The sequence below is a fragment of the Bartonella sp. CL434QHHD genome (assembly GCF_042195145.1).
In the GTDB taxonomy this organism is placed as follows: domain Bacteria; phylum Pseudomonadota; class Alphaproteobacteria; order Rhizobiales; family Rhizobiaceae; genus Bartonella.
Window position 1 is genome coordinate 21,430 of sequence record NZ_JBHINT010000017.1, and the last position, 22,320, is coordinate 43,749.

Here is a 22,320-nt window from a genome sequence, read left to right on the forward strand (position 1 = left end):
CCCCCCTTTATATATATTTTTTAGTCAAAAATAAAAGTTATTATATTTCAATAAGTTAATCTTTCAAATAAACAAACTATATTAAACATAACACATAAATACAATTTTTAATATATATCTAAGAGGGTTTTGTAGGTGTTTTGGGGGTTTTAAAAACAGACAAAACCTATCTATAAAATAATTCATAAAACCTATCAAAATACTTATTCTGATATTTTAAAGCCCATAGTGAATTTGTCTTGATTAACCATAAAACAAACAGCAAATTTCACTATTTTGCTGATCTGACCCCGTGTCATGGGCTGTGGATAAACAGCCTTTAAAAAACTTTTTGAAAAAATTTATCGGCTTTTGAATGACTTTAACTCATTTTGCACTCGATATTTGGTTTGAATCAATTTAATAAACTCCATTTTGATTCTTTTGAAGAGAATTAATCAATAGAATATATTGCCATGGAGTCTATTCTTTATGCTTCAATCTGTTAAGTCTGATAATGAACATGTCTCTTTACGCTCTCTCTTAGAATATTATCGTCAACAAGCAAAATCACCCCGTGAATTAGGAACCATGTTTGAAAACCTTGTCATGGCTTATTTGACAAACGACCCGCTTCAAAAGCAAGAATACGAAAAGGTTCAGACTTATTTGGAATGGGCGCAAGAGCATGGAGAAGATGGAACTGATATTGGGATTGATCTAGTCGCTACAGTCCGTGATGAAGGTGGCTATGCTGCCATTCAATGTAAATGCTATGATGCCTCTCACATAATTAAAAAAGAAGATATTGATAGTTTTATAGCAGCTTCTGGCAAAAAGATCTTTACGCGTCGTATTCTGATTGATAGCACCGAAACAGATTGGAGTGACAATGTTGAACTAACTTGTGAGGGGCAAGAGGTTCGTATTCAACGCATAAACCTTTTTGATTTGGAAAGCAGTCAAATCGATTGGGGGGCGTATAAAGAACAAGGACAAGCCGTTCTTAAAGAGCAACCCAAAAAAAAGCTTTTAGATCATCAAAAAGAAGCCCTTGAGAAAGTCTGTGAAGGTTTACAAGAAGCAGACCGTGGCAAGCTGATTATGGCATGTGGAACGGGCAAGACTTTCACCAGTTTGAAGATAGCAGAAACCATAGCAGGGAAAGGCAAGCGTGTTTTGTTTCTGGTGCCCTCTCTTGCTCTCATATCTCAAACAATCCGTGAATGGACAGAAGATACAGAAGTACCCTTGCGCTCCTTTGCCGTGTGTTCGGATACACAAGTGGGAAAACGTCGTAAGAATAAAAATGATGCTCTTGAATTTGATAGCTCTGATCTTGCCTTGCCGGCTACCACGGATGCAAAAGAACTGGCTAGTAAAGCGGGTAAGGTTTCACATGATCTGATGACCGTGGTGTTTTCTACTTACCATTCCATTCAAGTGATTTCTGATGCGCAAAAAAAGTATGATTTACCCGAATTTGATCTGATCATCTGTGATGAAGCGCATAGAACCACTGGGGCTTCATTGGGAACTGAAGACAATGAATCTGAATTTATCAAGGTTCATGATAACAGCATCATTCGAGGTAAAAAACGCCTCTATATGACAGCAACCCCTAAGATCTTTACCGATGATGCCAAAAAGCAAGCCAATGAGATCAATGCCGTTCTCGCCTCTATGGATGATGAAGAACTCTATGGAAAAGAGCTTTATACCTATACTTTCTCAAAAGCCGTTCAGAATGAACTTTTAGCACCTTATAAGATTATTGTTTTGGGTGTTAATGAAGAAGAAGTAAGTCAATCCATTCAACATCTAATGACCGATGAGAATTATGAACTTATTCTTGATGATAAAACCAAGATTATAGGCTGTTATCAAGCCCTTGCCAAAATAGATCTAAAGGTTGATTTAAGTGATGACCCTAACCCTATGCGGCGGGCTTTGGCTTTTTGTAAAGATATCAAGACGTCTAAACGCATTCGTAAAACCTTCAATTCTGAAGAAATACAGGAAGAATTATTTAATCTTCATCAACTCTATAAAGATACCCCGCCTCTTCAGTGTACCTTTGATCATATTGATGGAACACAAAGTGCCAAAATGCGCAATAAAGCCCTTGATTGGCTTAAGGAAGATGTGGGGGAAAATACTTGCCGTGTGCTCACCAATGTTCGGTGTCTGTCTGAAGGGGTGGATGTGCCTGCTCTTGATGCCATTATGTTTTTACACCCGCGCAAAAGCCAAGTGGATGTGATACAGGCGGTGGGGCGTATCATGCGCCGTGCAAAGGGCAAGAAAAGAGGCTACATCATTTTACCCGTTGGGATCCCTGCTGGGGTTTCTGCTGAACATGCTTTACGCTACAACAAGAGATACAAGGTGGTCTGGAAAGTGATCAATGCTTTGCTTGCTCATGATGAGAATTTTGAAATCACCCTTAACCAGATGATTTTGGGGCAAGATGTTAGTGATTCTTTGGAGATTGTCGCCTTAAAGAGCATGACCGCTGTTGAGGATAAACTTCATATTCATGAAAAATCAGAACATATGGGGCTTGAGATTGGAAAAGCCGCTCATGAACCAAAAACTATTCATAGCGTAACAGGAAGATTACCTTTTTATAAAGAGTTTCCCAATGCTCTGAAAACCCTTATTGCGAAGAAATTTGCTATTGCGGACTATTGGGAAAATTGGGCGGGCAATGTTGCTGAGATTGCACAAAACCATATCACGCATCTCCAAAATCTGCTTTCTGATGAAAACAGTGAAGCCTTTCATGCTTTTGATGTCTTTCATAAAGAACTAAAAAACAACTTAAACAGTGAAATCAAGCAAGAAGAAGCGATTGAGATGTTAGCGCAACATCTTGTCACGCGTCCCGTGTTTGAAGCTTTGTTTGAAGGAAATGAATTTGTGCAAAACAATGCCATTTCGCAAGCCATGGAAAAAATCTTAACAGAACTTGATAAAACCAATATCGAGGAAGAATCCAAGGAATTACAAGAATTTTATAACAGTGTAAGGCTTCGTGCTTCTGGGATTACCACACCACAAGCAAGGCAAAATCTTATTATTACGCTTTATGAAAGCTTTTTTGCCAAGGCATTTAAGAAAACCACGGATAGGCTTGGGATTGTTTATACGCCCGTTGAGGTTGTTGATTTTATCATTCATTCTGTTGATGATGTGTTGCGTAATGAATTTGGCAAAAGCTTGGGATCACGGGGTGTTTCTATTCTTGACCCTTTCACTGGAACGGGTACCTTTATCACACGGCTTTTACAATCAAAACTCATCAAACCAGAGGATATGGAATACAAATTCCGTCATGATATCCATGCCAATGAAATTGTTTTGCTTGCCTATTACATAGCAGCGATTAACATTGAATCGACTTATCATAGTATCATGAAAGGTGAGTACATTCCTTTCAAGCATATTGGTTTGACCGATACTTTCCGCATGCTTGAAGAAAAGAACCTTCTGCAAAAATTATTCAAAGAAAACAGTGAATATTTAGAGCATCAAAAGAAACTGGATATTAAAGTTATTTTGGGCAATCCTCCTTATTCGGTAGGACAAAAAAATGAAAACGATAATGCAAAGAACAGCCCTTATCCCATATTAGATGAACGTATCCGTAAAACTTATGCTGCTCAATCGAAAGTAACGAATATACGAGCACTTTATGACAGCTATATCCGTGCTATTCGCTGGGCTAGTGACCGTATTGATAATGCTGGGGTAATCGGATTTGTTTCTGGTTCTGGTTACATAGAAAAGCCAACAATGGACAGCTTACGAAAATCTTTAGCCAACGAATTTACGAGTATTTATGTACTTAATTTACGAGGTGATATCCGTAAAAATATGATGAATAAAAATAACGCTCAAGAAGGTGAAAATATTTTCGGCAATGGTAGTATGACTGGTATTGCGGTAACGCTATTTATCAAAAATCCCAATACTATTGGACCTTGTAAAATTTATTATCATGATATTGGTAATAATCTTTCCACCGAAAAAAAACTTGAGATGCTTCAATCCTTTGGTAGTGTTGGTGGTATTACACGTAAACAAAGCTGGCAAATGATTACACCGGATAAACATGGTGATTGGATTAATCAACGTGATGATAGTTTCAAGACATTCCTAGCTCTAGGTGTTAAAAAAGGGCATGATAAAAAACTGTTTGAAACTTATTCCCGTGGAATTATGACGAGCCGTGATGCGTGGGCATATAACTCAAGCCGTGAAACTTTAAAAAAGAACATGAGTAATATGATTGCCTTCTATAATAGCGAAGTAGAACGTTTTAATGATACTTATGTACATACTGATCATAAAATACGTGAAAAGGCTGTAAATGATTTTGTTAATGCCGATGAAAGAAAAATCAGTTGGAGCCGTGCTCTTAAACAAGACTTAGTAAAAGGAAAGATTTTTGAATTTGAAAATGCATGCCTTACGCAAAGTTTATATCGTCCTTTTATACAGCAATGGCTCTATTATAATCGCATTTTCAATGATATGGTTTATCAAATGCCGTGTATATTCCCGATGGGAAAAGAAGTGGAAAATAGAGGCATTCAAATTACAGGTATAGGAGTAAATGGTTTTTCTACTCTGATGATTAAAAATTTACCTGATCTTAATGCAATGGTTGCTAGTCAATGTTTTCCAAGATATATTTACGAAGATACTACGGTTTCAAAAAGTAAAAGTGAAAAACAATCCCATTTATTTGCAAATTCTACAGAGAAAAACACAACATCTGGTTTACAGAGACGTGATGCCATTACTGATGAGGGGCTAGCACATTTTAAAGCCGCTTATCCTAATGAAAAAATCACTAAAGATGATCTATTCTATTACGTTTACGGTTTGCTTCATTCGGAAGATTATCGCTCTCGTTATGCTGATAATTTATGCAAAGAATTACCTCGCATTCCTTGTGTAAAGAGTGCTGATGATTTTTGGAAGTTTGTAACAGCAGGGCGTGAACTGGGTCATTTGCACGTAAACTATGAAACTGTAGAGCCGTATCCAGTGACCTTTAAAAAGGGTAATCCAAAACAGACAGAGATCTCTAATCCAGAAAAGTTTTATTATGTGACTGAAATGAAATTCGCAAAAATTAAGAATAGTAAGGAAAAGGATAAATCGACTGTTTTTTACAATAGCAATATTACCATGACAGATATCCCTAAAGAAGCTTATGAGTATATCGTCAATGGTAAACCCGCTCTTGAATGGGTTATGGGGCGTCAATGCGTTAAGACTGATAAAAAGAGCGGCATTGTTAATGATGCCAATCGCTATGCTGTTGAAACCATTGGCAACCCTGCCTACCCTCTAGAGTTATTTCAGAGGGTTATTACCGTAAGTTTAGAGACAATGAAAATCGTTAAGAACTTACCCAAATTGGTATTAAGAGAAACTGAATAACTTATAAAGCATGCTCACGTAATGGGTATGATAAACGCATAAAGGGGTATAAGGTCTTATACCTATAGGTTCCTATACCCCTTTATACATTGCTTACATATAATCTTTAAAAGGATAATTTATCATGCGTTATTCTAAAAAGAAAAAACTTGCACTTTTAGATACTCTCATTTGGATTGCTTTAAGATTTATAAGAAACCCCATCTTAAATAGAGTTAGATTTTTTTACATTGCCTTTAAGAGGTTATACCGTAATCTAAAATGATAGCTTTGTTTAAAGAGAGTTATATATATTCATTTTCTTATATTACTTATAGGTTTTGTCTGTTTTTAAAACCCCCAAAACACCTACAAAACCCTCTTAGATATATATTAAAAATTGTATTTATGTGTTATGTTTAATATAGGTTGTTTATTTGAAAGATTAACTTATTGAAATATAATAACTTTTATTTTTGACTAAAAAATATATATAAAGGGGGGGTAAAAAGCCCCCCCAAAACCCCCATAACCCCCTAAACTCATAACCATAATAGTCTTAATAGGATTTCTTATCATTATAAACTGTCTTTTGAAAGGCTTTAAAGGATCACATGCTTTTTTTAAGACGTGTTTTAATCACTCACTAAAATCATAAGGTTATCTATTTAAATGAACTGATAAAATTCATACAAGGGATTTTAATAACGTAATCAGTTTTTACTTTCATACGCTTTTCATAAGACACGTTTTAATGACACACTAAAATAATCTAGTTTGTCAGTTCAATTTACTGACAACTGACAAATATATATTATTGATTGTATTTATGGGTTGTATCTTAATAAGGGTTGTATCATTGAAATACTAACATATTGAAATATAATGTTTTTAATTTTTTATCTCATTAAAAAAATACTATAGGGGTTAGAGTTAACTGACTAAACTGACAAAAATGACAAAAGTCTATTAAAAGCGATTTTGCTCATCTCTATAATTATTATTCTCTCTTTAGATATTTTCATAACGGTTTATAAATCACAATTATCCTATTTATCATTTCTCTTATAAAAATGAAAAATGATGCGGTGGCTATAAAGAAGATAACAGCTATAAAGCACGCGTGAAAAAAGCAGGCTTTCATAATCACATGCAAATGAACACATTGGTTATAAAAACAGTTCCTATAAAAAGCTGTTAAGTTGCAAATGTGTTATTAAAAGAAATTAACAGAAATCTTTAAAAACCATTTAGCAAAAAACATGATAGGTTGTAAAGATAAAAATACGCATGATGAGAGCGTTTTTAAATATTATAAATGTATAGATTCAGAAAATAACGCAATCGTTTAAGAAAGCCCATAATATAGCTTTAAAAGCACATAAATATAAAAGAAGAAGTTGATAAGCATAATATATTATCAATACACAACGTATTTAAAAAATACAAAAAAATATCAAAAAAAGATAAAATATCGTTTGACAATAAATACGTATTTTGTTATATAAATAATCAAGTGCTAAAAACACTATATGAATAGCGAGTAAACCACGATAAGGTTTCTCCCATTTCTTTAAAAGACTGGCTTTCTTTTATGCTTTAAGAGCGTATAATGATTATGTCGGGTGTAGCTATGCCATACAATACCCTTCGCGAGGGAAAAGCATAGCGGCGGACTATTCACCGTGTTTTTAGCGCCCGGCGCCCTTTTAGGGTTGTCAATTAAAAACTCTATTGAATAGGATTACTAGCATGAATGCTACAGTTAAAAATCAAAAAACATCTCCAAAATATGAACTTACTAATGAAAACCGCGTTGTTAACGGTGTGACTTTACACCGCATTAAAGCTTTAAGAGATTTTGATGATATAAAGGCGGGGGACCTTGGCGGCTTTATCGAAAATGAAAGCGATCTATCCCATGATGGCAATTGCTGGGTTTATGATGATGCTATGGTTATCCAAGCAAGCGTTTCCGAAAATGCAAAAATACGCAATAATGCCTGTGTTGTGAATTATGCTAAGGTTTATGGTAATGCCGTGATTAGTGATAAGGCATGGGTTTTGAGTAATAAAGCACATGTTTATGACAATGCAATCATTAATGGCAATGCAAAAATTGGTGGCTATGTTTTTGGCAATGCCGTTGTGAGTGATAATGCCGTTATTACTGAGGGGGCTCTTATTTACGATAATGCCCGTGTTTATGAAAATGCTCATGTGAGTGGGCTTGTGTTTAATGATGCCCATGTCTATGGGAAATCACGCCTTGCTGCGTGGTCAAAAGCTTATGGCAATGCTCATGTTTTTGATAAAGCTATAATTTATGATGGGAGCAATATTTATGACAATGCCAAGGTTTTTGGCTCGGCGCGTGTTGGTCCTTTTGCAAAAATTCATGATAATGCTCATGTGAGTGGGAAAGCACAAATTTGCCAATTTACAACGATTTATGGCAATGCTGTGCTTAAAGAAAATAAGAAATTTTCTGAAGATGTCTGTGGTGCTGATCAGGATATAAATAAAGTTGCGTAAATAACGCGCGGGCGCGGCGGGGGCGCCCCTCTTTAAACATTTCATTCTAAAATTCAAATCTTTTTATAAAGGAATTGTGCTATGCAAAAAAAGTTTGCACTCACAAATGAGACACGTGTATTTAATAATCAAACTCTTTATCGCATTCAAGCATTAAGGGATTTTGACGATGTTAAGGTTGGTGCCTTGGGTGGTTTTATTGAAAATGAAAGTAACCTCTCTCATAATGGCAATTGCTGGGTTTACGATAATGCTCTTGTTTTAAATCCTGCCCATATTTATGAAAATGCCAAGGTTTTTAATAACGCTATTATAATGGGTAGTGTTTATGGCAATGCCCATGTATGTGACCGTGCCCGCGTTTATGCAAATGCTCATGTTTATGACAATGCGCATCTTTCTTATAATGCTTGGGTTTATCATCAGGCGCGGGTTTATGGCAATGCAAAATTATCAGGAAATGCTCGTATTCATAGCAAGGCGGTAGTTTATGATCATGCTGTTATCAGTGGCGCGGCTAAAATTTATGGCAAGGTTTATGGGAATGCTAGCGTGGGCTGTCATACTGATGTTTATGGCTCTGTTTATGGTAATGCGAAAATCTCTGGTTATTTCGTGATTAGAGGTAATGTATATGGCAATGCAAGATTAAAAAGAGATAGTGATTTATATTGGGTTCCCATAAATTGTGAGGTTTATGAAAACGATACCGTTGTAAAGATTATTGAAAATAACGCTGCGTAAATAATGCGCGGGCGCGGCGGGGGCGCCTGCTTTCCAACTCAATTTTTCCATTTCAAATTTTATCAAACGTTTATCACATTAGATTGTGAGGGTCTTCTTATGTGCAAAAAATATGAATTAACCAGTGAAATCAAAAAAATCAAACATGCTCTTACTCGAAATATTATAAACCTTTATCGCATTAAAGCTTTAAAAGATTTTGATGATATAAAGGCGGGGTCTTTAGGCGGCTTTATTGAAAAGGAAGTCAACCTATCCCATGAGGGCAATTGCTGGGTCTATGATGAGGCTTGTGTCTATGGTCATGCAAGGGTGTATGATGATGCAAAAATACGGCATTATTCGCAAGTCTGTGGTCAAGTTTATGGCAATGCTGAAGTCTATGGAAAGGCTTTTATCTCTCAATATGCAAAAATTTATGACCATGCTTTTGTCTATAGCAATGCTCATGTTTATGGCAATGTTTATGGGTATGCTCATGTGAATGGTAGTGCCCGCATTCTTGCTGATGCTCATGTTTATGGCAATGTTTATGGGTATGCTCATGTGAATGGTAGTGCCCGCATTCTTGCTGATGCTCATATTTATGACCATGCGCATGTTTCTTATGATGTTACGGTTTTTAGTTATGCACGCGTTTATGGTCATGCCAAGGTTTGTGGCTCTGCTTGCATTTATAGCCATGCAAAAGTTTATAATTATGCTGTTATTAATGGTCGTGCTAAAATTTATGGCAAGGTTTATGGAAATGCTTGTGTGAGTGGCTCTTGTGAGATTTATGGCTCTGTTTATGGCAATGCTAAAATCTCATATTGTGCAACGATCTGGGGGCGTGTTTATGGCAATGCAAAAATCAATAAAAAAAGCAAAGTAAGGTTGGTTCCAAAAAAATGTGAGGTTTATGAAAGGGATAATGTTGTCAATATAACTGATAAAACAGAATAAAGAACGGCGTGGGGGGCGTGCTTTCTTTATGGTTATAAACGCATATAAAACGCATTGCTAATAAACATATCATAAAAGAGAGAGTTTAAAAAAGAAAGCCGTGCCAAATGATATGACGCGGCTTTCAAATAGCGTTTCTTATTGATTAAAATGAATCATCCACAATGGAGTAATGAATGCATATATCCAAAACGTATCATATTGCAAGCGCTCTATGAGAGATATGAAAACTTATCAAAAGAAACGTAAACGATGCGTATGATCTTTAATCACTTATTTGAATAAGAGAGCCTATAAACGCTTTTCGTTGCTATCAAACGTATCAAACATAACGTCTTTATCTTTAAAGAGATTCATTTAAAACAAAGCACATGATCATGACGCTTCTTTTAAAAACGTTTCAAAATATTAAGCTCAAAATCGAACTGAGTGAATTAAAAGAACGCTTTGTCTAAAATCAAACAAATCAAAAGCAAATGCTTATTAAACAAATGTCTTTTTAAAAACGTTCTTTTACATTTATGAACATTGGTTTTTAAAACAATCTCTCATAAGACAATAAACAACCGCTTTTATAAAATGTAAGGTTTTCAAAATTTTGCTCTGCTGTGAAATCTAGATCTTCGTTTTTCATAAATGAAACGTTCTTAAGAGCAAATGATAACTAAGTTACAACTGTAATAAAAAAAAGTTTTAAGGTTTCGTATAAAGATCTCATTTTATGTTTCAAACGTTTAAAGGTCCATTTAAAGAGGTTCTCATAAGCGTATTTGTACTTTTCTTTAAAACCTAATTTCTTTAAATATTAGCCGGTCCATTTTGGGGATGTTATCTTAGAATAGAGCATTCTTAAATATTACAGCTTTTGATTCAAAATTGAGTAAAATCCCATACCTTATGATGTTACAACGGTTTTGAAGTTTGTTTGCTGATCTTGTCTAAATAGCTGCCCCCAAATTTGGAAAGAGCTCTTTTGGTTTCGTATTTTTAAACTATAACTTTTAAAACGTTTTTAGTACCAAATCTAAAGTAAATAGTAATTCTACTGCCATGGCACTATTTGCTTCCATTTTTTTGTGGAAGCGAATAGTTCCATTCTTAAAGACTAGCCTGCAATCTATTCATTAAAAGGCTTTTCATTTCATAAGATATAGCATTTTGAATTTCATATCTGTTGTGATGATAGGATCTGTATAATGCCTGCCTATCGTTTTCTAAATTTTTAGAAAGCGTTTTAAATATGATTTTGTCTTTAAATCTTTTTATGCAATTTTATAAATTAAACTTATAAGCTTATAATAGTTTCGCTAAAAATTTAACGAAATTAAAAAAGTCTATATTACTAACTTCAATGCGATTTTTAAGTGATAAAAACGTATCATAAAACTTATAAACTGTTATGAATGATAACAGCTTTTCATTTCATTTGAATACACACATGCGTTATAATCTTTACATCATGATTTGCTTTTTATGCTCTATTCATACATGGCAATCTTATATCAAAAATGGTCAAATGAATCATGCATAAAAATGTGGATTCTTAAGTGGATTCATATAAAATAATTGTATATAACACACTGAATTTATTATGTTTTTATGGAATAAGCGTTTCCGNATGTGGATTCTTAAGTGGATTCATATAAAATAATTGTATATAACACACTGAATTTATTATGTTTTTATGGAATAAGCGTTTCCGGGGTCTGGAAGTGCTGACTCAAAACAGCCCCTTGCTTTTAGTGCTGAAAGCACTTGGACATAACAAGAGCCCCCGGAAATTCCGGGATATCCGCAAAAGCGGTTTTATTTCTAGTTTGAGTTTTTCGGGCTTCCAGACCCTATTTGATTGTCGCGTATACAACCAAAAACACAAGCCTCCTTCATAAGGCAATTACTTTCAATCGTCAATTGAAATTACAACAGTGTTTCTTGTTTGTTTTTTCAAGTTTTCACGTAATTAATGCGTATATTATACATAAAAATATTGCTTGAGATACTTTAGATACTTGTAAAAATTGTAAAGCGAAATTAAAGGGTGATGGCAAGGTAATGGGGTGATTTTCTCCTTTACGATTTTATGTTTTCTCCCCAAAATTAGGCTGTTTCCCCGCTTTGAAAAGTAAACAAACAGATAAATATTCTTGTCCCGATATGGTATACATAAGATGATACAGCTTATCGTTTTTCTTCATCTTAAATCGAGGTATCTCAAACATGTTGCTCGTGAAGGGTATAACGTAAAGTTCATGAAATATAACAATCTTATATTTAATAAATAAATTTCATTTACCTGAGTTGGTTCAAAATGTTATTATAATTCTTGCTTTTAAGAAGTTCAGAAGAGCCATTTTTATTCCCTTTTTTAATTGTTTTTGTTCAGATGCTTGTGTGGTGCAAGCGAATGTTTTTGATTGCTTCAGTATGAACAGGCTGGAATGAGATGAATCTGATGATATTTTTGGCTTTTGTTACAAGGTGTAAAGCGATATAAATATCTTTATTGTAAAACTCTTTTTTCAGAAATCGTAGATATTGAGATATCATATTGATAGAGGATTGATAGCAGTGGGCTTGTAGAGGAAAATTGCATGAGGGTTTTTTATTTTTTATGCGTTATTTCTTCATTGTTTTGCAAAGGGCGCGCTTCTGAGGCAAGCATAATGGGAACGCCATCACGAATAGGATAGGCAAGTTTGGCTTTGAGAGAAATGAGTTCTTGTGTTTTTCGGTTGAAAGAGAGAGTGCCTTTCGTTATTGGGCAGACGAGCAATTCGAGCATTTTGGGATCTGTGGTCATTTTTTTCATGTTGGGACATTCATTAGTTTAAGCGGTAATCTGTTCTTGTTTGTTTCATGAGTGAGCGCTCTGTTAATGCAAGAAGAGTTTGGGCACGGCTTTCGATATCTGGAGCTTCAAGGAGAGCTTGTTTTTCTGCTGGTGTAAAGGGGATAAGGGCTGAAAAAGCATTAACCAATATAGGTGTAGGGGCTTCTATGATACTGCTCCAATTATATTCCATTTCATGTATGGTTAGATATTTTTCTACAACGTCGAGTAAGTTCTCTCGGTTAATGTTTTCTTCAATATCAAATTCTTGCAAGTCTTTTATGTTTGATTGGATGAGAGCTGTTCGATAGGATTTTGTGTTTGTCAATTCTTGTTCTAAGGTGAAGCGGCAAACACCTTGTAAGATAATGAACAGTTGTCCATTTCCTGTTTCACTGTAGTTTGTAATGCGCCCTATACAGCCTGTTTTATAAAGTTGTGTAGAGAAGCGGTCTGTATCCGATGAAAGTGGTTGAATAATGCCCAATAGACGATCAGTTACCATAACGTTTTCAATCATTTCAAGTGATTCTGGTTCAAAAATGTTGAGTGATAAAAAACCACCGGGTAGTAAGAGTGCACCTTCTAAAGGAAAAAGAGCAATTTGCTTTGGAAGATCATTTTCGCAATTGTAAGAGATATTACCAGCTTTCATGAGTATTTTGTCACCTTTGTTCGGTAGTTTTAGTCTGTAGATAGTCGCAATTTATGACACTATGGAGTAAAGCAGAAAAACCACTTCTTGTGCATTAAAATCATACTTATAAAATACTTGAAGTCCTTAATTCTAAAAAAGAATATGAAACCCTATCTTTAAGGTTGAACTGCGCGCGAAAGAATATTGCTTTGCGATCTTTTTAGTGTGTGACGTTTTGCATGATTTTCAAGAGGTATTTTTGTTTATAGCTTTTGATTTTTGTCTTAAATTTCCTAAAATGTGTTCCTTGCAATTTTTGTAAGGTTCAAAAGGACACTATTATAAATCTTTTGAAGCAGCTTATGCAAGTTTTAAAATGAGAACATTTTCATCACTTTACTAATGACAGTGTGATAAAGATAGGCTATAGGTTAAAATATGCTGGAAAGAGCGTTATTGTTTCTTTCATTCTTTTGCGGGAGAGTGCAGATTGCAAATTTTCGCATTGCCGCCGAAGGGGAAATAGCCCATAATCTCTCAGGCTTTAAGGACCGTAAAAGGAAGAAGGCAGATCTGGAAAGTCGGGAGAACCCGCGCCGAAGGTGTAAGCGAAAAATCTTTTCGCGAGTCTCTCAGGTTGATGACAGAGGGGGCAGAGACGGCCATATTCTGTGGGCGTTAGCGCAGCTTTGGAGTTATTATGGGCACAACACAAGAAACATCTTTTTTAAAAACACTTCCTTTATATGATTTGCATGAAAAAGCAGGAGCAAAATTTGGTGCTTTTGCGGGCTGGAACATGCCTTTAACTTATCCTCTTGGCGTTTTGAAAGAACATCTTCATACGCGTGCACATGCAGGACTTTTTGATATTTCTCATATGAAATTAATTGCGGTTGAAGGGGCACAAGCCGTGGAATTTTTGTCCTATGCTTTTCCCATTGATGCAGCAGCTTTAAAGATTGGGCATTCACGGTATAATTATTTGCTTAATGAGCAGGCTGGTATTCTTGATGATCTTATCATTACCCGTTTGGAAGAGGGCCGTTTTATGTTGGTCGCCAATGCTGGGAATGCACAGGCTGATTTCGTAGAATTGGAAAAGCGTGCGGTTGATTTTGAATGTCAAGTGATTGCCCTTGAAAGGGTATTGCTTGCTCTTCAAGGTCCTGAAGCGGCAGCTGTTCTTGCTGATGCCGATTTACCAGGGAATGAATTGTTCTTTATGCAAGGATTCGAACCACAGCAGGATTGGTTTATAACGCGTTCTGGTTATACGGGAGAGGATGGTTTTGAAATTGCTTTGCCTATAGGGCATGCGCATATGTTGGCTGAAAAATTGCTGAGTGATTCTCGTGTTGAGTGGATTGGACTTGCAGCACGCGATAGCTTGCGGTTGGAAGCAGGGCTGTGTTTGCATGGAAATGATATTACCCCTGATACGACACCTATTGATGCGGCTCTAATATGGGCTGTTCCTAAAAATGTTCGAGAAAAAGCACAATTTTATGGTGCAAAAGCTTTTCTTGAAGCACTGCAAAAAGGACCTGCTCGTTGTCGTGTTGGATTAAAACCGCAAACGCGTCAACCTATTCGTGCCGGTGCGGTGCTTCTTGATGATCAAGGTAATGAGATTGGCGTTGTAACATCAGGTGGTTTTGGTCCTTCTTTTGATGGTCCTGTCGCGATGGGTTATGTTCCTGTTGATTTTAAAGTTGAAGGGACACAAGTCTTTACAGAACTGCGAGGCAAAAAGATTGTACTATCAGTTCATTCACTTCCCTTTGTTGAACAACGTTATTTTAAAGGATGATTTTTTATGTCTAAAACTTATTTTACACAAGACCATGAATGGCTTAGCGTTGAAGGGCAAGTGGTGACTGTTGGGGTTACGCATTATGCGCAAGAGCAATTAGGGGATTTGGTTTTTGTTGATTTACCACAAAGTGGAACAAAACTTTCCAAAGGAGAGGCGGCGGCTGTTGTGGAATCAGTGAAGGCGGCTTCAGATGTTTATGCTCCTCTTGATGGTGAAGTGGTCGAAATAAATGAAGCCTTGGCTGATAATCCTGAACTGGTGAATCAGAAATCCGAAACAGAAGGCTGGTTATGGAAAATGACATTGCAGGATGAGACACAACTGGAAGGGTTGTTAGATAAAGATGCTTATAAGGCTTTGATTGGATGAGTGGCATGATCGAGCGTTCTTTTTCTTCTCGACATATTGGGCTGCGTCCTGATGAAACACAAAAAATGCTTGATATTTTAGAGCTTGATTGTGTTGATACACTCATTTCTCAAGCTGTTCCACACTCTATCCACTTGGGACGTTCATTGAATCTTCCAGAGGCTGCTAGTGAAGGACAAGCCTTGGAAGAACTCTCCAAGATGATGGAGCGTAACCATGTGCACAAAAGTTTTATTGGACAAGGATATCATGGAACTTATGTGCCTCCGGTTATTTTACGAAATCTGTTTGAAAATCCGGCTTGGTATACTGCTTATACGCCTTATCAAGCAGAAATTAGCCAGGGTCGTTTAGAACTTTTGTTTTATTTTCAAACATTGGTTAGTGAACTAACAGGTTTGCCTGTTGCTGCTGCTTCTCTTCTTGATGAAGCAACTGCTTTAGCTGAAGCCAATGCTCTCGCTTTTCGCTTTTCCCGTGAGAAAAAAACAAAAATTTCTCTTCAGAGCCTTTTACATCCTCAGATTTTGAGTGTTGCACAAACGCGTGCTGAAACACAAGGGATTCAGATTAGCCAAAATGGCGAAATTGCTTCTGATACAGCAGCAATTGTTTTATCTTGGCCAGATACAAAAGGCTCTTTTCATGATTACAGTGAGATCATAAAAGAGGCAAAGGAAAAGGGAGCTTTAGTTATCGTTGTGGCTGATCCTTTAGCGCTTACCCTTATGGAGCCACCGGCTCAATGGGGGGCAGATATCGTTGTTGGCTCTATGCAGCGTTATGGCGTTCCAATGGGATTTGGTGGTCCACATGCTGGTTACCTTGCCGTGAGTGATGCATTAACGCGGCTTATTCCAGGGCGTATTGTTGGTCAATCCGTGGATACGAGAGGGCGTGTTGGTTTTCGTTTAGCTTTGCAAACACGCGAACAACATATTCGGCGCGATAAAGCGACGTCAAATATTTGTACAGCGCAGGCTTTATTGGCTAATATGGCAACCGCTTATGCTGTTTGGCATGGGCCAAAAGGCTTACAAGAAATTGCGCAGCGAATTCATCATTTAACATGTCGTTTTGTTGCTGGTTTAGAAGCAGCAGGGGTTCATGTTGAAGGGAAAAGCTTTTTTGATTGTGTGAGTATTTCTGTTAAGGGAAAAGCGCGAGAGATTGCGCATCAAGCCAAAATAGGTGGACGCCTTATTCGTGTTCTCGATGATGACACTATTGCAATCAATTTTGATGAATTATCGACAGAAGAAGATGCTGGTGCTTTAGCGCAGCTTTTTGGGGCACAATTAGGCGATCAGGTTTCTCCACGACTTTTTGGAAAAAAACGGGATGCTGCTTTTCTTTCTCAGCCTTTTTTTCATGCTGTTCATTCAGAGACAGATATGATGCGCTTTTTGCGTCGTTTGGCGGATAAGGATTTGGCGCTGGACCGTGCTATGATCCCTCTTGGTTCTTGTACAATGAAGCTTAATGCCGCGGCTGAACTAATGCCTGTAAGTTGGGCGAGCATGGCCAATATACACCCCTTTGTTTCACAAGAGGATGCAGCGGGTTATTTGGAGATGATCAATCAGTTAAATGCGTGGTTGTGTGAAATTACAGGATTTGCGCAAGTTTCTTTTCAGCCAAATTCTGGTGCTCAAGGTGAATATGCTGGTCTTTTGGCTATCCGACGATATTACCAATCACGGGGAGAACATCAACGTACAGTTTGTCTTATTCCTGCATCTGCGCATGGTACCAATCCAGCTTCGGCCCATATGGCAGGGATGGAAGTCGTTGTGGTAAAATGTTTAAGCGATGGTGATGTTGATGTAGACGATCTCAAAATGAAAGCGCAATTGCATAAAGATAAATTGGCCGCTCTCATGATTACTTATCCTTCAACCCATGGTGTTTACGAGGAAAGCATTAAGGAAATTTGTTCTATTATTCATGAAAATGGCGGACAAGTTTATTTTGATGGTGCTAATCTCAATGCCCTTGTGGGTCTTGCTCGTCCTGCGGATATTGGCGCTGATGTTTGTCATATGAATCTTCATAAAACATTTGCTATTCCTCATGGTGGTGGTGGTCCTGGTATGGGACCAATTGGAGTTGCTGCGCATCTCAAACCATTCTTACCAGGTCATGAACAGGATGGGACAACACATGCGGTTTCTGCTGCTCCTTATGGAAGTGCATCTATTCTTGCGATTACATGGATGTATATTCGAATGATGGGGGCTGATGGCTTAAAATATGCAACACAAATAGCCATTTTAAATGCCAATTATATTGCTGCACGTCTTTCAGCCGCTTATTCCATTCTTTATCGGGGCAAGCATGGACGTGTTGCGCACGAATGTATTGTGGATACACGCGTGTTGAAAGAGCAGTATGGGGTGAGTGTTGATGATATTGCAAAACGTCTCATTGATTATGGATTTCATGCGCCCACGATGTCGTTCCCTGTTCCGGGAACTTTGATGATTGAGCCAACGGAATCAGAACCAAAAGCAGAGATTGATCGTTTTTGTGATGCTTTACTCTCTATTGCTGAAGAAGCTAAGAAAGTTGGTAGCGGGGTTTGGCCAAAAGACAATAATCCATTGGTGAATGCCCCTCATACAGTGGCAGATACTTTAGATGATGCTTGGGCACGACCCTATTCGCGACAAGAAGCTGCTTTTCCCAACAGTTCTCTTGATCCAGCCAATAAATATTGGCCTCCTGTATCGCGTATTGATAATGTTGCGGGAGACAGAATGCTCATTTGTTCGTGCCCGCCATTGGGAAATACCTATTAAATAACAAATATGTATTTAATTTATTTATTTGCATAAACAAAAAAAGCCCACACATTTTGTGTGGGTTTTTTACTTGTTGATCATGATGGCGTTATTTGTCTATTTTCTAGAATTTTGCATTGTTTTTTTACAACATGAGCAAAATCGAAAAAGTCGACAAAAAAGCTGTGTTTTGTCGGCAATAGGCATGCTCTCCTTTGTCTTCTACCGTATGACATGGTTTTAGTGACTAGTCGGCATCGGTCTAGCCAGCTAATTCATGTAAACGAGAGTGAAACCTATGAGGATAGGGGCACGTCTGTTGCATGTGTTGTGATATACTACTTCTCACTAAGGTGACGACGACCGGTTGTAGAAAGAATAAAATCAAATTTAATGTTTTTGATGATAAAGACACGCGAAACTCTGTTGTTGCATCTTTTCGAGTCAAGAATTGTCTAAATATTTCTCTTTAATCTGCTTTTTATAAATATGACGCAAAAATATGTAAGAACACCTGTCAGAATGAGCAAACGCAAAGCCAAATGTATTATGGTTGTTTTTTACAAGGGGTCTTATAAAAAGCCGGCACATCTTTCCACTCCATTGCAGGTCAGTTTGTGACTTTACGGCGCTGTTTTTCTAAGAGCCCGTGTGCTTTCGCTGTTGCCTGTAAATCAACATCCAAACTTAACGCAGCGACATGTTTTAAGTTAGAGATTGAGAAAAAAAGAGCTTTATGAGTCGTTCCTGCTTTTGTCTGTCAGATGAGGGCGGGGGGATTGTGTATTTCTGTTGACGTAACCTTTGAAACTGGAAGACAATCTAATTTTGGGAAAATGTAAAGCCGTAAAGGTGAAAATCAATCCTCAGTTTGTCATCTCCTCTTAATTCAGCTTTGCGGCTTTCAAAAGCATTTAAAGCAATATTTTTTTAATAATGGGGATTACACATTGCTCCATACTTTATATTTATTGTGTTCTTTAGTGGGGGAATGATCCTCATGTAAAACAGAACGCTCCAAAAAGAATATACTTGAGTTGTTAATTCACGTGTTTGTTTTAAAGAGACACTTCGCTCCCAATCCCATTTCGCGACGGTGCTCGTGAATGGTGTAAGGGTAAATCCATTGATTCCCCACTATCTTTACGCTCTATGAAGAAGGAAGTTGGCACTATCATACACTTTTCCAGCGCCTAATGTTTATAGCCCTTGGCACTATGGTTCATAAGAGGTATTATTCCTTTCTTAAATCATTTTTATCTACACATAGTTCAGCTTGTGGTATGCAAGCGAATGATTTTAATTGGGCAGTTAATTTTAAAAACTTTGTAGTAGATGCTTTTTTGTCAATTTATGGGGAAAGGCTATGTTTTTGTATTTTGGGTGAAAGCTACTTCCATAAAACAGTCCATCAACTTGTCTGTTTTGAGATTTCTGTGAATGCACGGTGTCTATGACCATTCTATGTGGTTGATTGTTGTAAAATCTTTTGTAAAAGCCCCTCAATTTTCTAAAAGGATGATTTTTATCAATTTATTTTTTTTAAGAGTTTTTATGTGTAAATGTATTTATAGCGGGAGCCAAGAGATGTTAGAATTTCATTGGGAAGGGTATCGGCATCTATAGATACTTTTTCAAGTGTTTGATGGGGGCCAATGAGTTCTACCCAGTCACCTGTTTGAGGTTTTTGTTCAAGATCGGTCGTATCTACAATAATGGAATCCATAGAAACCCGCCCAACCATGGGAAGTTTGTGCCCGTTGAAATAAACTGTTCCTTTATTCGAAAGAGCACGGAGCCAGCCGTCTGCGTAGCCTATAGAAATGGTTGCAAGAGTGCTTGGTCTGTTGGTTATAAAGCTTTCTCCATAACCAATAGGTGCTCCTATATCAACAACGCGGCTTTGAATGACTTGGGCTTCAAGTTTTAAAACAGGTTTCAGAGGTGACGGGTGTTTTCCTCGCGGATCAACTCCGTAAAGTGCAATGCCTGGACGAACAAGATCAAAATAAAAATCTGATCCTAGAAAGATACCTCCAGAATTGGCAAAGGAAACTTTGCAAGCAGGCAATTGCGCAAGGATCGTTTTGAAAGCAGTCAATTGGGCATAATTTGATGGATGGGTATCATCTTCTCCGTTAGAAAGGTGACTAAGAATATATTTTATTTCTGCTTTTTCGAAAATTGTAGGGTGTTTGATGAGTTTTTGTAATTCTTTTTGATTAAGTCCTAATCGGTTCATATGGGTATCGATTTGAACAATTGCTGGAAATTTTTTATCTTTTTTTTGACAAATTTTTTGCCAATTTTCAATGGCATTCCAAGAGTTTAGAACAGGAACAATACCAGATTGTGCGACAAACTCTTCTGCTAAGTGTGGAAGTCCATTCAGAAGGGAAATCGTGACATTTGATGGTAAAATGCTTTTTAATTGGAGTGCTTCTATGATTTGGGCGACAAAAAAAGTGCGACAACCAGCTTGATAAAGGGCAGGAGCAATTTTGTGAGCTCCTAATCCATAGGCGTTTGCTTTTACAACTGCTGAACATTGTGTTGGAGCTACACGTTTGGCTAAAGTGATATAATTGGCAACAATGGCACTGACATCGACGGTTGCTACAGCTGCATAGAGTGATATATCTATTTCATCATTAACGGATTTTTTCATTTTAAAAGCTTATCTGTGTTCGTGAAATACGGGGTTTTTTGGTTATTTCATTGAGGTTCTTTACGATATAGGGAAAGGCACTATTTTCTATGGTCAAAATCATAAGAATCCTATACTGCCATTAAAGTCGTTTTTTATGTAAAATGCTACTTTGGATATAAGAGATACTTTAGTTTTATTTGTGTTGTTATCAACATGGTATCTTCTAATAATTTGTAAAACATAAACTTTTTACTTATTTTCCCTAGTTTAGGCATATAAAAAATAAAACATAGTTTATTGTATTGTATCATTTTGAAGAGTGCAATATTAGGCTGTTGTTGCTGGTGCGATTGTTTTGATTAAATATTGCACTGGCTGCTTATTCAGAGAAGATAAAATGATTAAATTAACCACGTTAAATCAATGCATTACAAGTTTTTTACCATGAGGGGAAAGATCACTTATCTGTGCAATTTTGGATGTCGTCTTATGCACTTAAAATTATTTTTGTTAAATGGAAAACAGTGTGTAAACATTTTCTGATACATTAAAAACTGTTGACTTAGAAAACCCGTTGATTTGGATATTATTTATTTTCAAGATGGATTGGGTATCCAATATTTACTTTCTAGTCTTTGATTGGTTTTAAGTGAAATCAATTTTATCGCTGATAGAGCGCGCTAGATTCATTTATTTAATTTTGACATAAAAGTGTTAACCTTGAGGCTTTTGTTTTAAGAAAATTGTTGGCAGATGGTTGTGCAAGTACTATATCACGTCAAGGATTCGAAATTTAACGTTCAATAAAATATAGGGAAGAGTATGAATACGTCTGCTACCAATGTTCCGTCAAGCATCAGCAGCGTTGCAAATTTTCCGATTCCTGAGAATGTGTTCGCCCTTACTGTCCAAGAGGTTTGTCACTACACAGATCGGTTATTTAAATTCCGTCTGAATCGTCCGGAAAGTTTTCGTTTTCGTTCGGGTGAGTTTGTTATGATCGGTTTGCCAAATGCAGAAAAGCCGATTTATCGCGCTTATTCGATTGCAAGCCCCTTTTGGGATGAACAGCTTGAGTTTTTTTCGATAAAAGTTCCAGGGGGACCTTTAACCGAGCATCTCCAAAAAATTAAAATTGGTGATACAGTTCTCATGCGTAAAAAATCTACAGGAACGCTGGTTCTTGATGCTCTTATTCCTGGAAAACGTCTTTATCTTCTTTCAACTGGGACGGGAATTGCTCCTTTTGCAAGCCTTATTCGTGATCCTGAAACTTATGAAAAGTTTGCAGAAGTTGTCCTTATTCAAACAACGCGCGAAAAGAATGAGTTAATTTATGCAAAAGATCTTGTTTCCTCTTTGCAACAAGATCCACTCATTGGAGAATATGCACAACAGTTGAGATTTTATCCTATGACTACTCGTGAATCTTCTGAGCATATGGGGCGTATTACGACGGTTATGGAAAGTGGGGACTTTTTTGAAACAACAGGCCTTCCTAAAATTCATCCTGATGAAGATCGGGTGATGATTTGTGGTTCCATGGCAATGTTAAAAGATTGCGCAAGGATGTGTGAAAGCTTTGGTCTTGTT

General features: G+C 36.9%; 11 protein-coding genes and 1 riboswitch. Of the genes, 8 read left to right on the forward strand and 3 right to left on the reverse strand.

Annotated features, from left to right (window positions below):
* The first annotated feature begins 471 nt into the window (after window positions 1-471).
* The 4 genes from ACFILN_RS03605 to ACFILN_RS03620 all read left to right on the forward strand — a co-directional run bounded on the left by ACFILN_RS03605 (window position 472) and on the right by ACFILN_RS03620 (window position 9,639).
* Complete coding sequence (locus ACFILN_RS03605) at window positions 472-5,436, forward strand: DEAD/DEAH box helicase (RefSeq protein ID WP_375670872.1); 4,965 nt, start codon at window positions 472-474, stop codon at window positions 5,434-5,436.
* Between the two features lie 1,731 nt (window positions 5,437-7,167).
* Window positions 7,168-7,950 (forward strand): hypothetical protein, encoded by a 783-nt coding sequence (locus ACFILN_RS03610; protein ID WP_375670873.1) that lies wholly within the window; start codon window positions 7,168-7,170, stop codon window positions 7,948-7,950.
* An 81-nt stretch (window positions 7,951-8,031) separates the two neighbouring features.
* A complete protein-coding gene (locus tag ACFILN_RS03615) occupies window positions 8,032-8,694 on the forward strand; it encodes a hypothetical protein (protein WP_375670875.1) in 663 nt (220 codons plus the stop codon).
* Between the two features lie 99 nt (window positions 8,695-8,793).
* Window positions 8,794-9,639, forward strand: a complete 846-nt coding sequence (locus ACFILN_RS03620) for a hypothetical protein (protein WP_375670877.1) — start codon at window positions 8,794-8,796, stop codon at window positions 9,637-9,639.
* Window positions 9,640-12,241: 2,602 nt separating this feature from the next.
* On the opposite strand, the gene ACFILN_RS03625 is transcribed toward ACFILN_RS03620, so the two are convergent.
* Both ACFILN_RS03625 and ACFILN_RS03630 read right to left on the reverse strand, forming a co-directional pair.
* Complete coding sequence (locus tag ACFILN_RS03625; RefSeq protein ID WP_375631497.1) at window positions 12,242-12,448, reverse strand: Trm112 family protein; 207 nt, start codon at window positions 12,446-12,448, stop codon at window positions 12,242-12,244.
* A gap of 13 nt (window positions 12,449-12,461) precedes the next feature.
* Window positions 12,462-13,124, reverse strand: coding sequence for an LON peptidase substrate-binding domain-containing protein (locus ACFILN_RS03630; RefSeq protein ID WP_273791465.1), 663 nt, complete (start codon window positions 13,122-13,124; stop codon window positions 12,462-12,464).
* Between the two features lie 448 nt (window positions 13,125-13,572).
* Window positions 13,573-13,670, forward strand: a riboswitch (glycine riboswitch).
* A 136-nt stretch (window positions 13,671-13,806) separates the two neighbouring features.
* Between ACFILN_RS03630 and gcvT the strand changes: the two genes are divergently transcribed.
* The 3 genes from gcvT to gcvP are packed head-to-tail and all read left to right on the forward strand — an operon-like array spanning window position 13,807 to window position 18,095.
* The gene (gene gcvT / locus ACFILN_RS03635; RefSeq protein WP_375631499.1) at window positions 13,807-14,919 is read left to right on the forward strand and encodes a glycine cleavage system aminomethyltransferase GcvT; all 1,113 of its coding nucleotides are present in this window, start codon (window positions 13,807-13,809) and stop codon (window positions 14,917-14,919) included.
* Between the two features lie 6 nt (window positions 14,920-14,925).
* Window positions 14,926-15,294: a glycine cleavage system protein GcvH gene (gene gcvH, locus ACFILN_RS03640; RefSeq protein WP_375631501.1), complete on the forward strand. Its 369-nt coding sequence runs from the start codon at window positions 14,926-14,928 to the stop codon at window positions 15,292-15,294.
* Between the two features lie 5 nt (window positions 15,295-15,299).
* Entirely contained in the window at window positions 15,300-18,095 is a 2,796-nt protein-coding gene (gene gcvP / locus ACFILN_RS03645; RefSeq protein ID WP_375670883.1) for an aminomethyl-transferring glycine dehydrogenase, read from the forward strand.
* Between the two features lie 1,534 nt (window positions 18,096-19,629).
* Here gcvP and alr read toward each other — a convergent pair.
* Window positions 19,630-20,745 (reverse strand): alanine racemase, encoded by a 1,116-nt coding sequence (gene alr, locus ACFILN_RS03650; RefSeq protein ID WP_375670879.1) that lies wholly within the window; start codon window positions 20,743-20,745, stop codon window positions 19,630-19,632.
* Between the two features lie 804 nt (window positions 20,746-21,549).
* On the opposite strand from alr, the gene ACFILN_RS03655 reads away from it, so the two are divergent.
* A partial coding sequence (locus tag ACFILN_RS03655) for a ferredoxin--NADP reductase (protein ID WP_375670881.1) occupies window positions 21,550-22,320 on the forward strand: 771 nt, incomplete at its 3' end.